At 60.6% G+C, this 13,838-nt stretch carries 14 protein-coding genes; 10 read left to right on the top strand and 4 right to left on the bottom strand.

From position 1 onward, the window contains the following. Positions 1-52: 52 nt before the first annotated feature. Positions 53-631, bottom strand: coding sequence for a MarR family winged helix-turn-helix transcriptional regulator (locus ACWTV3_RS03480; protein ID WP_498476857.1), 579 nt, complete (start codon positions 629-631; stop codon positions 53-55). Between the two features lie 77 nt (positions 632-708). On the opposite strand from ACWTV3_RS03480, the gene ACWTV3_RS03475 reads away from it, so the two are divergent. Next, on the top strand, positions 709-2,877 hold the full coding sequence (locus ACWTV3_RS03475; protein ID WP_498476856.1) for an MMPL family transporter: 2,169 nt from the start codon (positions 709-711) through the stop codon (positions 2,875-2,877). 64 nt (positions 2,878-2,941) lie between these two features. Here the strand turns inward: ACWTV3_RS03475 and ACWTV3_RS03470 are convergent, their stop codons facing one another. Beyond that, positions 2,942-3,433 (bottom strand): M23 family metallopeptidase, encoded by a 492-nt coding sequence (locus ACWTV3_RS03470; RefSeq protein WP_498476855.1) that lies wholly within the window; start codon positions 3,431-3,433, stop codon positions 2,942-2,944. A 321-nt stretch (positions 3,434-3,754) separates the two neighbouring features. Between ACWTV3_RS03470 and rpsB the strand changes: the two genes are divergently transcribed. From rpsB to ACWTV3_RS03425, 9 genes are all read left to right on the top strand, one after another. Beyond that, positions 3,755-4,678, top strand: a complete 924-nt coding sequence (gene rpsB, locus ACWTV3_RS03465) for a 30S ribosomal protein S2 (protein WP_498476854.1) — start codon at positions 3,755-3,757, stop codon at positions 4,676-4,678. An 11-nt stretch (positions 4,679-4,689) separates the two neighbouring features. Continuing rightward, positions 4,690-5,517 carry a translation elongation factor Ts gene (tsf, locus tag ACWTV3_RS03460; protein ID WP_498476853.1) on the top strand — a complete coding sequence of 276 codons (828 nt, stop codon included), beginning with the start codon at positions 4,690-4,692 and terminating at the stop codon, positions 5,515-5,517. A gap of 164 nt (positions 5,518-5,681) precedes the next feature. Beyond that, on the top strand, positions 5,682-6,395 hold the full coding sequence (gene pyrH, locus ACWTV3_RS03455) for a UMP kinase (protein WP_498476851.1): 714 nt from the start codon (positions 5,682-5,684) through the stop codon (positions 6,393-6,395). A gap of 108 nt (positions 6,396-6,503) precedes the next feature. Beyond that, positions 6,504-7,055, top strand: coding sequence for a ribosome recycling factor (frr, locus tag ACWTV3_RS03450; protein ID WP_100388618.1), 552 nt, complete (start codon positions 6,504-6,506; stop codon positions 7,053-7,055). Beyond that, complete coding sequence (locus ACWTV3_RS03445; protein WP_498476850.1) at positions 7,055-7,933, top strand: phosphatidate cytidylyltransferase; 879 nt, start codon at positions 7,055-7,057, stop codon at positions 7,931-7,933. The genes frr and ACWTV3_RS03445 overlap by 1 nt, the downstream gene beginning before the upstream one ends. A gap of 14 nt (positions 7,934-7,947) precedes the next feature. After that, a complete protein-coding gene (locus tag ACWTV3_RS03440; protein WP_100388620.1) occupies positions 7,948-8,499 on the top strand; it encodes a DivIVA domain-containing protein in 552 nt (183 codons plus the stop codon). A 158-nt stretch (positions 8,500-8,657) separates the two neighbouring features. Next, positions 8,658-9,191 (top strand): aggregation-promoting factor C-terminal-like domain-containing protein, encoded by a 534-nt coding sequence (locus tag ACWTV3_RS03435; RefSeq protein ID WP_498476849.1) that lies wholly within the window; start codon positions 8,658-8,660, stop codon positions 9,189-9,191. 31 nt (positions 9,192-9,222) lie between these two features. Beyond that, a complete protein-coding gene (locus ACWTV3_RS03430) occupies positions 9,223-9,522 on the top strand; it encodes an Rv1322 family protein (RefSeq protein WP_498476848.1) in 300 nt (99 codons plus the stop codon). A gap of 10 nt (positions 9,523-9,532) precedes the next feature. Beyond that, on the top strand, positions 9,533-10,309 hold the full coding sequence (locus ACWTV3_RS03425; protein ID WP_498476847.1) for an alpha/beta hydrolase: 777 nt from the start codon (positions 9,533-9,535) through the stop codon (positions 10,307-10,309). Here ACWTV3_RS03425 and ACWTV3_RS03420 read toward each other — a convergent pair. After that, entirely contained in the window at positions 10,306-11,367 is a 1,062-nt protein-coding gene (locus tag ACWTV3_RS03420; protein WP_498476846.1) for an AI-2E family transporter, read from the bottom strand. The two genes, ACWTV3_RS03425 and ACWTV3_RS03420, sit on opposite strands and share 4 nt — an antisense overlap. Before the next feature lie 71 nt (positions 11,368-11,438). Continuing rightward, positions 11,439-13,778, bottom strand: coding sequence for a hypothetical protein (locus ACWTV3_RS03415; protein WP_498476845.1), 2,340 nt, complete (start codon positions 13,776-13,778; stop codon positions 11,439-11,441). Positions 13,779-13,838 lie beyond the last annotated feature (60 nt).

Below are 13,838 nucleotides of genomic sequence, written 5' to 3'. Positions count from 1 at the left end.
ACCTCGGGGGCCGAGCTCGCCGGCAGTGCGTGATGTGTGCGGCTGACGCGATCTAGCTACTGAATGAGGTCGGCCCGACCTGGGTCTCAGGCTTCCACGACGAGCGCCGCGGTCCGGGCGGATCAATCTTGGGCGGGGCGACGGCCGGCTTCGGCGCGGGAATGTCGGCGGGGTCGGGGAGTTGCTCACGATAAATCGTGACGACTTGATTGAGGTAGCGCTCGATGACTTCTTTCTCGGTGTCATCGAAGTTGTCGAGTACGCGGTCGATGCCCATGATCATGGGCATCAGGGTGGCCATGGCGGTAGCAACAGATCGCGGATTGGGCACGACGACAACACTGCGGCGGTCTGTCGGATGCTGTTCACGAGTGACGTGGCCAACGCCAATAAGACGGTCGATCGAGGCGGTCACCGCCGGTGTCGAAATATTGAGGCGGCGCGAGAGCTCGGTCGGCGGCAGCGGTCCACTCATGATCAGGTGTTCCATCGCTTCGAGATCAGTGGCGTTGACGGAAAGCGTGCGGCCGACGTGCTCCTCAAACTCTTCACTGATGTCCAGGATGTCCCGCAGCAGCTGGGTGGGGCGGCGTGCTTGGGGGCGCTCCATGGCGGGTTGGGTGTGTTGCATGCCGCTCAGTTTACCGCTATGTTTCTAACTTGTCTAATATCTAGTTAATCGAAGTACTTTGCTTCAGAAGGAGAGCGATGTCTCGCCTCAGGACGTTCATCACCGCCCGAAAGACTTCGTGGATCGTGTTGGTCACCGCATTCCTCGCCGCTGGCGCGATCTTTGCTGCCGGTTCCGGTAACGAAGAGGGCGCTCTTCCCGGCGTTGGTCTTCCGGATTCCGCCGAATCCGCCCAGGCTGCCGCTGCCGCAGAAGACCTGCCGGGCGCCGATTCCACAGTCGCGCTGCTGGTCTACACCCGTGACGGTGGAGACCTCACCGACGACGACATCGCCGCGATCACTGACGCAACGGGTTCGCTGAGCGAACTCTCCGCTGAAGGATTCGTTCCGCCGCCCTCGTTCTCCGACGACGGCACGACAGCCCTCGTCACCGTTCCGCTCGACGCGCTCACTGAAGCGGGCGCACAAGCGGAGCGCGCTGACGAGATTCGAGCCGAAGCCAACGCGGGACTGCCAGACGGACTCTCCGCTCTGTTGAGCGGTCCTGAAGGATTCGCTGTCGACATCGCTGCCGTCTTCGAGGGCGCTGACTTCACTCTTCTCCTCACGACCGTGATCGTGGTCGCCGTGCTGCTGCTCGTCACTTACCGCAGCCCGTGGTTGTGGCTAGTGCCGCTCATCGTCGTGGGTACTGCTGACGGTCTCGCAGGCATCGTTGCCGCTCGCGTTGCCACTCTTGCCGGCATCCAGTTGGATGCTTCCGTCACCGGAATCCTCTCCGTACTCGTTTTCGGTGCCGGTACTAACTACGCGCTCCTGTTGATTGCGCGTTACCGCGACGAATTGAGGCTCGTCGAGGATCGCCGTGAAGCCATGTCTCGTGCCTTGCGCGGTGCAGGCCCCGCCATCATTGCCAGCGGCAGCACCGTCGTGCTTGCCCTCCTCACGCTCGTGTTCGCTGAGCTGGAGGGCAACCGTGCCCTCGGTATCGCGTGTGCCACGGGTGTTGTTATTGCGATGATTTTCGCGCTCGTCGTTCTGCCTGCCGCTCTCGTACTCTTCGGCCGTGGCCTCTTCTGGCCGTACATTCCCAAGTTCGGCACTGAGGGCAGCGCCGAGCGTGGCGTCTGGCACAAGCTGGGTGTTCTTGTTTCCAAGAAGCCTGTCGTCGTCGCAATCCTTGGCGCAGTCGTGCTCGGCGCGCTCTCCTTGGGCGTGCCGCAGATCAAAATCGGCCTCTCGCAGACCGAGAGCTTCACGCAGGTTCCCGAAGCTGTCCAAGGTCAAGAGCTCATTGCAGATGCGTTCCCTGCTGGTAGCGGATCGCCCGCGTCGGTCATTGTGAATTCTGACTACGCCGAAGAAGCAGCCCAGGCTGCCGAAGGTGTCGATGGCGTTGATGCGGTGCTCATCGGCGAAAGCACCTCCACGATCACGCAGATCAGTGTGGTGTTGGATGACGCGGCCGAAACGGAAGGTTCGTTCGCTGCCATCGAGGCTCTCCGTGCTGAGCTCTCCACGATCGAGGGTGCTGATGCGCTCGTCGGTGGGCTGGATGCGCAGGCTCTCGATGTTGAGCGCGCTCAACAGTCTGACCAAGACTTGGTGATCCCGCTCATCCTCGGTCTCGTGTTCATCGTGTTGGTGTTGCTGCTCCGTTCGCTGGTGGCGCCGATCCTGTTGCTGCTCACGGTTGTTGCCTCGTTCTTCGCGAGCCTCGGTGCTAGCTGGTTGCTCTTCCAGACAGTCTTCGACTTCCCAGCAATCGATACGAACGTGGTGCTGTTCAGCTTCCTGTTCTTGGTGGCCTTGGGTGTCGACTACAACATCTTCTTGGTCACTCGAGCTCGAGAAGAAGCCGTGGAATACGGCACTCGCCAGGGCATGATCCGCGCGCTCTCGTCGACCGGTGGCGTGATCACGAGTGCGGGTATTCTGCTCGCCGCGGTCTTTGCGGTGCTCGGAGTGCTGCCGCTCATCACGCTCACGCAGATCGGAATCATCGTCTGCATCGGTGTGCTGCTCGATACCCTCCTCGTGCGTACGGTGATTGTTCCTTCGCTCGCGTTCATGCTGGGGGAGAAGTTCTGGTGGCCGACTCGGGTGATCTCGGTGGGTGCTGAAGTGCGCACTCCGAAGGGAACGGGCGATCACGTGCGTACCCATGCTCCGGCGCACTCGACCGAGCACACTCCGAAGCATGCCGAGGGTGACGCCGCTCCCAAGCACAAGGTCGACCACTAAGTCTCCGTTCGGATCACGGGAAACTAGCCCTAGTCGGGTTCCTGCGCCTCGCGCTCGAACCCGGCTAGGGCTTTCTGGTGGGCAAGAGGATCGCGCGCGGAATCGCTCCGAGGTAGTTCAGCGGCGACACGTACTCGCCATCGAGGCGCACGCCAAAATGGAGGCACAAGACGGAGCAGTGCCCTGGCTGCAGTTCGCCCACAATCTCACCCTGCGCCACGGGGTCGCCTCGAGCCAGCGCGCTCGTTACAGGCTCGTAGCTCGTGATGAGCCCACCAGGATGCAGAATCGACAGCACCGGGCGATCGACAACGGTGCCGGCGAAATGCACCACGCCCGCGGCTGGTGCCTTCACCTCGGTTGACGCACCGGCGCCGATGTCGATCCCGCGATGTCCAGCCGAGTAGGGAGTTTCGGGCGCGATATAGGGCCGGATGATCGGATGCGGTGTCTCCACCGGCCAACTCCACCCGGCTTCGGCGCTAACAGCGGCGCTCGCGCCGGTCGACACGGCAACGACTAGGGCAAGAATTGTGAACAACGGGGCTCGAATCATCCACCCAGTGTCGAGAAATCACGCAGGGCTAGTCGCTAGAAAACCGCTCCCGGGGAAAACCGAAACCGGTGACGTTGTTGTGGGGGAGCGATGGTATGATTTTGGCAGCACCGCGTGTATTCGCGGTGACTACGCGTGCCCCGGTGCAGTACAACTACTTCACCACACGGCCGCTATCTCCACTCAGTCCCCTTTCGTGCAGCACTGCGATCGGGGCGGAGGTATGCCCGGGCACTAGGATTCGCGCCAACCGGTAGCGAGTATTAACTGAGAAGGCCATTGCCGCCACGCGCGCCAGTGAGCCAGAAAAGGAGAACGGCCATGGCCGTCGTAACCATCCGCGAGCTGCTTGACAGCGGCGTACACTTCGGACACCAGACTCGTCGTTGGAACCCGAAAATGAAGCGCTTTATTCTGACCGAGCGCTCGGGCAGCCACATCATTGACCTTCAGCAGTCGCTGGGTCACATCGACTCCGTTTATGACTACGTCAAGGAGACCGTCGCCCACGGCGGAACCATCCTCTTCGTTGGTACCAAGAAGCAGGCACAGGGTTCCATCGCTGAGCAGGCACTGCGCGTAGGCCAGCCCTACGTCAACCAGCGCTGGCTCGGTGGACTCCTCACCAACTTCCAGACGGTTTCCAAGCGTCTTGCACGCATGAAGGAACTCGAAGAGGTCGACTTCGACGACACCACTCGTGGTTTCACCAAGAAGGAACTCCTCATTCAGAAGCGCGAGCTTGTGAAGCTGCAGAAGAGCCTCGGTGGTATTCGTAACCTCACGAAGACCCCTTCGGCTATCTGGATCGTTGACACCAAGAAGGAGCACCTCGCCATTGACGAGGCTCACAAGCTTGGTATCCCGGTTATCGCCATCCTCGACACCAACTGCGACCCCGACGACGTTGCGTACCCGATCCCGGGTAACGACGACGCCATCCGCTCGGTTGGTCTCCTCACGCGCATCGTTGCTGATGCAGCTGCTGAGGGCCTCATCCAGCGTCACCAGAAGCCAGAAGAGGGCAAAGAAGTAGAGCCCATGGCTGCATGGGAAGCTGAGCTTCTCGGCCAGGCTGATGCAGATGCTGCTGCAGCTAAGACCGAAGAGCCCAAGGCTGAGGAAGCAAAGGCTGAAGAGCCCAAGGCTGACAAGGACGACGCAAAGGCCGATGACGCTGCTGCTAAGCCCGCAGCAAAGAAGACCCCCGCGAAGGCTGCAGATGCAGCTGACGACAAGAAGTAAGGATTCGAACAATGGCAGACTTTAGCCTCGAAGACCTCAAGACCCTGCGCGAGCGCCTCGGCACCGGCATGGTCGAAACCAAGAACGCTCTCGTTGAGGCAGGCGGTGACCTCGAGAAGGCCACTGAGCTTCTTCGTCTGCGCGGTGCCAAGAGCAACGCCAAGCGTTCCGACCGCTCCACCAGCGAAGGCCTCATCGCCGCACAGTCCGCTGGATCAGCAACGACCATCATCGAGCTCGCCTGCGAGACCGACTTCGTAGCAAAGGGTGACAAGTTTGTTGCTCTCGGCGAAGCCGTTGTAGCGGCAGTTTCGGCCGCTGGTGCTTCGACTGTAGAAGAGGGCCTCGCAGCAACTGCAGGCTCGGCTACGGTTGCAGACCTGATCAGCGACGAAGCAGCAATCCTCGGTGAGAAGATCGAGCTGCGCCGCTTGGCCAAGCTCGAGGGAGACTCGTTCGAGATCTACATGCACCGCACCAACAAGGACCTGCCTCCGCAGGTTGGCGTTGTTGTCGCGTACACGGGTGACGATGCAGAGACCGCCCGCGGAATCGCTCAGCACATCTCGTTCGCTGCTCCTTCCTACCTCTCGCGCGAAGACGTTCCGGCAGAAGATGTCGAGAACGAGCGTCGCATCGTTGAGGAAATCAGCCGCGGAGAGGGCAAGCCTGACGCTGCTCTCCCCAAGATCGTAGAAGGCCGTCTCGGCGCATTCTTCAAGCAGGTTTCACTGCTTGACCAGGATTACGCTCGTGACAACAAGCTCTCGATCGCTAAGGTCGCCGAAGCTGCAGGCATCACCGTTACCGGTTTTGCTCGCTTCAAGGTAGGCGCCTAACACTCAGTGTGATGAAGGCCCGAGGCTCTATTGCCTCGGGCCTTTATTGTGCGCGCACCACCGGTGGAGGCCCGGCGCGGCTTGCGGCGAATCTGCTGTGCGCCCGTGCTGAAGGCACCACAACGCAATAGCCTGTAAATGAACATCAACACGGAAAGAAGACGATGACAACTCAACGCAAACGCCGAGTGCTACTGAAACTATCGGGAGAAGCGTTCGGTGGTGGTCAGCTGGGTGTGAACCCGGATGTTGTCTCGGCACTCGCCAAGGAAATCGCTGCGGCATCCGCCCAGGTCGAAATCGCGATTGTCGTTGGTGGAGGCAACTTCTTCCGTGGAGCCGAACTAAGCCAGCGCGGTATGGACCGTGGCCGTGCTGACTACATGGGCATGTTGGGCACCGTCATGAACGCCCTCGCCCTTCAAGACTTCTTGGAGCAGGCCGGCGTAGCAACGCGCGTGCAGTCGGCCATTGCCATGACTCAGGTTGCTGAACCGTACATTCCGTTGCGTGCAGAGCGTCACCTCGAAAAGGGTCGCGTTGTTATCTTCGGTGCGGGCGCTGGCCTGCCCTACTTCTCGACCGACACAGTGGCCGCCCAGCGTGCCCTCGAAATCGGTGCCGAAGAAGTGCTCGTTGCCAAGAATGGTGTGGATGGCGTCTACGACGCTGACCCCCGCAGCAATCCCGATGCCCGCAAGCTCGAGTCAATCAGCTTTCAAGACGCTCTCGTTCAGGGCTTGAAGGTTGTTGACTCAACCGCGTTCAGCCTGTGCATGGATAACTCCATGCCCATGCTCGTGTTCGGCATGGAGCCGGCCGGAAACCTCACGCGCGCTATTGTCGGTGAACAGATCGGCACTCGCGTGCACGGATAGCGCTCTGCTATCCGAAAACCCATCAAGCTAAACGATTTCCGAGTGCCGCGCAACGGTTGTAGCAACGACCTCACGCTAAACTCGGGTAAGACCTAGAGGAGTGCCCCCGTGATCAGTGATGTTCTAGCCGAGGCTAGCGAAAAGATGAACAAGGCAGTGGATGCTGCCAAAGAAGACTTCAGCACGGTGCGTACCGGCCGCGCTAACCCGGCGCTGTTCCAGAAGGTTCTCGTTGACTACTACGGAACACCGACCCCGCTGCAGCAGTTGGCTTCGATGGTGAACCAAGAGGCTCGTACTCTGATCATCACGCCGTTCGACAAGTCAGCTCTCAAAGACATTGAGAAGGCGATTGCTGCGGCCCACCACATTGGTGCCAGCGTCGGCAACGACGGAAACGTCATCCGTGCCACGCTGCCAGAACTCACCGAAGAGCGTCGCAAGGATTTCGTCAAGGTTGTTCGCGAGAAGGCTGAGCAAGCTCGTGTCTCGCTTCGCAACGTGCGCCGCAAGGCAAAAGACGACCTCGACGCGCTGACCGAGGTCGGCGAAGACGAGATCGCTCGCGCAGAAAAAGAACTTGAAGCGAGCACGAAGGCTCACGTTGACGCGATCGACGATGCACTCAAGCGCAAAGAAGCTGAGCTGCTCGAGGTCTAATGGTTTCTGAATTCGAAGCTCAGGTTCGAGCAACAAACGACAAGATCAACGCCCGCACGGGGCGTCCTTTGGCGATGGCAATCATCGTTGGATTGGCTTTGGGTCTGTCGTTGTTGTTCAGCCTGATCTTCGTCAAAGAGCTCTTCATGCTCTTTGCCGGAGTGCTCGTCGCGTTCACCGCGTTCGAGCTGGCGAGTGCGCTTCGCTTCTCCGGGCTCAAGATTCCTCGTGTAGGAGCGGTAATCGCCGCCGTCGCGGTGGTGCCCGCATCGTTCTACTGGCATGCGGAAGGTCAGTGGTACATAACGCTGGCCGGCATCGCCTTCATGTGGGTCTGGCGACTGGTCGAAGTGGTCATTCTGCCGAGCCATCGCGGTTCAGTGCGTTCGATCATGCGCGACCTCGGCGCTGGCGTCTTCGTGATGCTGTATGTGGCGTTCTTGGCAAGCTTCACTGTCATCCTCACGTCGGAAGACGGCGGCCAGTGGTGGACTCTTGCCATGTTGATCGTCGTGGTCGTCAGCGATATTGGTGCGTATGCCAGTGGACTGTCGTTCGGTAAGCATCCGATGGCTCCCACCATCAGCCCCAACAAGACGTGGGAGGGATTCGCTGGTGCAGCGGCTGCTGCCGTCACCGCCGGCGTGCTCCTCGCAATCTTCATGATCGACCAGCCGTGGTGGGTGGGGCTCATCTTCGGCCTCGTTATTCTCGGCACCGCAACGATGGGTGATCTCGCTGAATCGCTCATCAAACGAGACCTCGGCATCAAGGACATCAGCACGTGGCTGCCCGGCCACGGAGGCTTCCTCGACCGCGTAGATTCGTCACTTTTGTCGGCCGCAGCCGGCTACGCGCTGTTTCTCATCTTCGCGTAAGGCAGAATGGAACCGTGAGTACCACATTTCCCCGCAGCCGTAAGTCAAAGTTGGGGTACAACGTCGACCAGGTCGAGGACTTCCTCGAGGAGGCGCGTCGTGCCTACACCGCCGATCGAAGCGACTCTTCTGTAGTGTCGTCGCGCAGCATCCGCAAGTTGGCGTTTGCCATGCAAAAGGGCGGCTATTCGCCCCTCCATGTCGACTCGGCGTTGGAACGCCTTGAGGATGCCTTCGCCGCTCGCGAACGTGATCGTGCGATTGCTGAGCTCGGCGAGACCGCCTGGTACGCCAATGCCCGTGCGGAAGCGCAGGAGATTCTGAACCGCCTCGCCCGCCACGACGGCAAAAAGTTCTCCAAGGTGAGCTCGTTCACGATGGGGTACTCGGTCAAGGATGTGGATGCCTTCGCTCAAGAGCTGGCCAACTACTTTCAGCACGGTGCGCCCCTCACGATTGACCGCGTTCGCACCGTTGCTTTCCGCAGTGCCAAGGGCGGTTACCGCGAGGCCCAAGTTGACTACCTGCTCGACTCGGTAATCGACGTCATGCTGGCTGTTCGCTAGTTCTCTCTGTTTTTTCAGGTCTGTCGACTAATATCGCTCATACTTTGTTTATTAATTCGCGAACGGCAATCATCCGCGCTCAGGCTAAAAGCCAGGGTGCGGATCTTTCTGGGCGCCACAAACGTGTGTCGTGGAGCCTCCCAGTCTTTGCTTCTGCAGTGAGCTTGGGCTTCGTTGCCACCCTCATGATGGCTGCTCCCACCCCCGCGAGCGTCGTTTCGGCTGCTCCTGCCCCCGTTAACAGCATTGAGCGTGCAGAAGTGCAATCGCTCACCGTGGCTGAGGGATTTGTCAACGAAGTTTCGCGTGACAAGCTCGCCATCAAGGAGATCGTCGTTGAGCCGGTTCTTCCGGCTGCCCCCGTTGCTCCTGCAGCAGGAACCCCTGACCCGGGCACTGCGCAGGCCATCGCTCAGTCGATGCTCACCGCGCGCGGCCTCGGCGCCGGAGAATACAGCTGCCTCGTGAGCCTGTGGAATCGCGAATCGGGCTGGAACGTGTACGCGCAGAACCCGTCGAGCGGTGCCTACGGCATCCCGCAGTCGCTGCCGGGCAGCAAGATGGCCACGGCTGGCGCCGACTGGGCCACCAACCCTGCCACTCAAATCTCGTGGGGCCTCAGCTACATTGAAGGCCGCTACGGCACTCCCTGCGGCGCCTGGGCTCACTCAGAGTCCAACGGCTGGTACTAGAACGCTTCGCCTCACCGCATAAGCTTGAGCTATGCCTCGTTCCAATCGTCCCCGCGGGCGACGTCGCCCCGACGATGACGAGAGCAGTGACTTGAGCCATGTGCTCTTTGGTTCGCGCCGCACTGAGATCAAACGAGACGGTGCCTGGAACGTTCAACCCGTTTCGCCGACGAACGCTGTCAAGAACTACACGTGTCCCGGATGCTCGCAGACTATCTCTCAGGGCACTGCCCACACGGTGACGTGGCGGGCCGACGGCATCATGGGCGAAGCCGACGACTTGGCAGCGCGCCGCCATTGGCACCAGCACTGCTGGAAAATCAGATTGTGAGTGATACCCGATGAGCGACATTTCCCCCCACGACGAGGCAGCCGTGCAGCCCGAGGCCGAGCCCATTCGTGGCGCCACAGAATTGCCCGCGGTTCGGGAGAACATCGAACTGCACACGAGTGACGGCCTCACCTTGGTGGGGGAGCTATCGCTTCCCGAATCTGGCCACATCGCCGCGACGTTGGTCACGCTGCACCCGCTGCCGACCGCTGGCGGCTTTATGGACTCCCACATCATTCGCAAGGCTGCAGCACGACTGCCGGCGCTAGCGGATGTCGCTGTACTCCGATTCAACTTTCGCGGAGTCACCTCACCACGCGGTACCTCTGAAGGCTCATTCGGCGAGGGCACACTCGAGGAACTCGACCTCGCAGCCGCCATGGATTTCGTGCGCGAGCGCGAGTTACCCAACGTGTGGCTTTTGGGCTGGTCGTTCGGCACTGAAGTCACCCTCAAATACGGTCTGCAGCATCCGATCACGGGCGCAATTTTGCTGTCACCGCCGCTTCATCGTGCAACGGCGGATGATGTTGCTGCGTGGGCAGGCAACGAACGCCGACTGGTTGCAGTGATCCCCGAGCTCGATGACTATTTGCGCCCTCCCGAAGCCGCCGAACGGTTCTCTTCGGTGCCCGAACTGGAGTTCGTGGCTGTTGAGGGCGGAAAGCACCTGTGGGTGGGGGAGACCCAGACCTATCGCGTGCTCACTGAAGTCGTGGAGCGACTCAATCCTGTCGTACTGCCGCTGCCCCGTACGTGGCCGCCGGAGTCGCCCTCAATCGCTTAAAGGTCTGCCTGACGCGGCACGATCACCTGTTGCACGACGATCAGAATCGCGGCGGCAACAGGGATAGCGATGAGTGCGCCCAGAATGCCGAGCAGCGTTCCACCGGCGAGTGCTGCGATCACAACGAGCGCACCAGGAATCTTGACGGCCTTGTTCATGATGCGTGGGTTGAGAACATACGCTTCGATCTGCATGTAGACGAGGTAGTAGATTCCGACGGCGATGACGCTCGGTGACCCGTTGAAGAGAAGCACGAGCAGCGTGATCACGATCGAACCACTGAGGGTTCCCACGAGGGGAATCAACGATCCCATGAAGGCGATGAAGGCCAGCAGCGCGGAGTACTTCACGGGCAAGCCAAAGGCCGGGAAGATCAGGGTGAGCACAATGAACGAGAGCACGCCGTTCACGAGAGCTAGCGATCCCTGCCCAATGACGTAGCGGCCGACGGCAGCGCTCACTTGTTCAGCAAGGTCGATGAACTTGGCCCGCTTGGTGGCGGGCACGAGTTGGTAGATGCCCGACTTGATTCCGTTGAGTGACGACACAAAGTAGATCGTGAGAATTAGCACGATGATCGCGCCGGTGATCCCGGTGGCGATTCCGATTCCGACGGCGAACACCCCGCCACCGATGGTCGTCACGTCGAGATCGGCGATCCAGCTGTTGAAGCCATCGAGAAGATCTTGAACGTCAAGCCACGGCAGTGCGGTCTCGACGTTTTCGCGCACGGTGCCGTCAAAGAACGCCGTGACGAGTCGAGGTGTGGCTTCAACGGCGTTTCGAACCTGCTCGGCGATGACGGGCACGATTGCGAAGATCAGGCCTGTGAAGACGCCGAGCACGCCCGCGAGCACCGTGAGGATCGCTGTCCACCGCGGAAACTTCTTGGTTTCGAGCCACGTGACCACGGGATCCAGCCCGAGAGCAAGGAACAGTGCTGCGCCCACGTAGGTAAGAATCGTGGCGAGCGAAATGACGGTCTGACCGATTCCGACCGCGACGAGAACCCCCAGACCGCCAAGCAAACCAAGGCGGAACGGATTGAGGATCTTCATTGCGTGGCTCCATTCAGCCTGACCAACAAGTGTCAGGCTGAGCGCAATTCTAGAGGCCGCGCGGGCAGTTCCTAGTTAACTTCCTCGGCTTGGTTGAGAACTCCACGAAGGTTTTCGAAGTATCCAGCAACGGTCTCGCGCTCGGCCTTGATCTTTGTGAGACGATCTTCGGCATCGCTGACCAGTTCGCGCGAGCGCTTCTCGGCTTCGTCCACAGTCGCCTTGGCGCGCTGCTCGGCATCGGAGAGTTCCTCGGCGGCGCGAGCAGAAGCGTCGGCGAGCACAGCTTTTGCCTCTGCCTGCGACGACTTGGTGAGTTCTTCGGCTTCGTGGCGCTTCGCATTTGCCTCTCGCACGGCTTCAGCCAGCTGGGCCTGAGCTTCTTCGAGGTAGTTGTGGGTTTGAGCGGTTGCTTCTTTGTGCTGCGCCAAGAATTCCTTCTCGGCGTCATCGCGACGCACGGCGAGCTCTTGCTCGAGAGAAATGCGAGCCTCTTCTGCTTCACGCTCAATCGTGGTGCGGGTTTCTTCAAGCTGGTGCTTGATCGTTGCCCTCGTTGATTCAACTTCGTTCGCCAGTTCAGCACGCTGACGCGCAATGTCGCGCTCCAGATCAGCGGTCTGCTTTTCCACATCGTGGGCGAGCGTTGCGCGAGTCTCGCTCACGTCGCTGTCGAGTTCGGTGCGCTTGCTGTCGATATCGGCGTCCAAATCGGCGTGACGGCGTGCCATCTCTTCTTCGAGCGCGGCGGTGGCAGAAGCAATCTCGGCCTCGAGCTCGTTGCGACGCGTGCTCATTTCGGAGTCGAACTCCGCACGGGCTGTCGTGCTCTCGTGCTCGAATGCGGCGCGGGCGGTTTTGATTTCCTCTTCGAGGCCGGCCTGAGTCGTCTCCACGTCACTCTCGAGCGCTGCGCGCGTGCTTGACACCTCTTTCGCCAACGCCTTCTTCGTGGAATTGACTTCGCGATCGAGCGCCTTCTTCTGTGCGGCAACGTCTGCCGCGAGTTCACTTCTGGTGGCCTTCACGTGCGCTTCGAGCTCGGCACGAGTAGTCGTTACTTCGTCGTTGAGCGCGGCCTTGGCTGTAGCTACTTCGTTGTCAAGCTCGGAGCGTGTGGTCGTAACCTCTTGCTCCAACGAAGCCTTCGTGACCTTGACCTCTTGTTCTAGGGCCGTCTTGGTCGTCGACACTTCCTGCTCGAGGGCAGCCTGGGTACTTGTGACTTCGTGTTCCAGAGCAGCCTTCGTCGTCGAAACTTCGTCCTCGAGTGCAGCGCGCGTGCTCGTCACGTCGTGTTCGAGCGCCTGACGCGCTTCGCGTTCTTCGGTCTCCCAGATTTCGCGAGCTTCAGAAAGCTCGGCATCGAGGGCGGCCCGGGTTGTCGTTACGGTCTTCTCGAGTTCAGCGAGAGTGTTTGCGGCCTCGGTCGCGGCAGCGTTGCGGGTGGCCTCGGCTTCTGCTTCGAGCGCGGCGTAGCCGGCATCCAGATCTGCCTTGAGCTTGGCTTGGGCAGCTTTGGTCTCGTTGGCGAGCTTCGCGTGACCGGCTGCGGTCTCGTTGGCGAGCTTCGTGTGCGCTGCTTTGGTCTCGTTGGCGAGCTTCTCCCGAGCCGTCGTTGTCTCGGCTTCGAGTTCAGCGCGCGCTGTCTCAATCTCACGAGCGAGATCGGTGCGGGCCTGCTCGATGTCGCGCTCGAGGTCTTCGCGCTGCTTGGTGTTCTCTGCCTCGAAGGTAGCGCGACCGAGCTCGGCGTCCCGAGCGAGGGACTCTGCTGCTTCGCGTGCTTCGGCTACTTCGGCCGCTGTACTGGCGCGCAGCTCGGCCATTGCTCGTTCGGTTTCGGCACGCAGTGCTGCGGCTTCTCGCTTAGCGGAGGTGCGGGCATCCGCAGCCTCGGTGGCGACGGCGCCACGAATAGTTGCTGCTTCTCGTGAGGCATCGCCGACGAGCTGTGACGCCTCGTCCTTGGCGCGTGCCACCAGCGCGTCTGCTTCGGCGCGCGACGACTTGGCGAGTGCTGCGGCATCGTTCTGGGCGTCGTTGAGAATGCGTTCGGCTTCACTCGCGGTCTCGTTGCGCAGCGCGGTGGTCTCGGATTGAACCGCCTTGCGCATCTTCTCGGCGTCGATGTCTGCCTGGCTGATGAGCTGAGTCGAGTGCTCTTCGGCAACGCGAAGCATGCTCTCGAGCTTGGAGCCGAGCCCGCTGTACGTGGGACTGCCGGATTCATCAAGCTCAGCCTGAAGATCTTCGTTAACGGCGAGGAGTCGCTTGACTTCCTTCGTGGAAGCGGTGCGGTCTGCTTTGGCGGCAACAAGCTCGCGACGAAGTTCGCCGATGAGCTTGTCGACTTCGTCCTTCTTGTAACCGCGCATCTCTGTGCCGAAATCGGTATCGTTCGCGGCCAAGATTTCTCCTCGATGTCAGCGGAATGAACCCTCTGAGTTTAGTGGGGCAAAGAGGCCTCC

The sequence above is a fragment of the Salinibacterium sp. AL4.1 genome (assembly GCF_059767305.1).
Note: the sequence above shows the minus strand (reverse complement) of the source record. Positions and strands in the feature narration are given on the sequence as shown.

Bases quoted from the DNA above. Each gene is read 5' to 3' on its own strand.
- ACWTV3_RS03480 (WP_498476857.1), bottom strand. From the start codon at position 631: ATGCAACACACCCAACCCGCCATGGAGCGCCCCCAAGCACGCCGCCCC.
- ACWTV3_RS03475 (WP_498476856.1), top strand. From the start codon at position 709: ATGTCTCGCCTCAGGACGTTCATCACCGCCCGAAAGACTTCGTGGATC.
- ACWTV3_RS03470 (WP_498476855.1), bottom strand. From the start codon at position 3,433: ATGATTCGAGCCCCGTTGTTCACAATTCTTGCCCTAGTCGTTGCCGTG.
- rpsB (WP_498476854.1), top strand. From the start codon at position 3,755: ATGGCCGTCGTAACCATCCGCGAGCTGCTTGACAGCGGCGTACACTTC.
- tsf (WP_498476853.1), top strand. From the start codon at position 4,690: ATGGCAGACTTTAGCCTCGAAGACCTCAAGACCCTGCGCGAGCGCCTC.
- pyrH (WP_498476851.1), top strand. From the start codon at position 5,682: ATGACAACTCAACGCAAACGCCGAGTGCTACTGAAACTATCGGGAGAA.
- ACWTV3_RS03445 (WP_498476850.1), top strand. From the start codon at position 7,055: ATGGTTTCTGAATTCGAAGCTCAGGTTCGAGCAACAAACGACAAGATC.
- ACWTV3_RS03430 (WP_498476848.1), top strand. From the start codon at position 9,223: ATGCCTCGTTCCAATCGTCCCCGCGGGCGACGTCGCCCCGACGATGAC.
- ACWTV3_RS03425 (WP_498476847.1), top strand. From the start codon at position 9,533: ATGAGCGACATTTCCCCCCACGACGAGGCAGCCGTGCAGCCCGAGGCC.
- ACWTV3_RS03420 (WP_498476846.1), bottom strand. From the start codon at position 11,367: ATGAAGATCCTCAATCCGTTCCGCCTTGGTTTGCTTGGCGGTCTGGGG.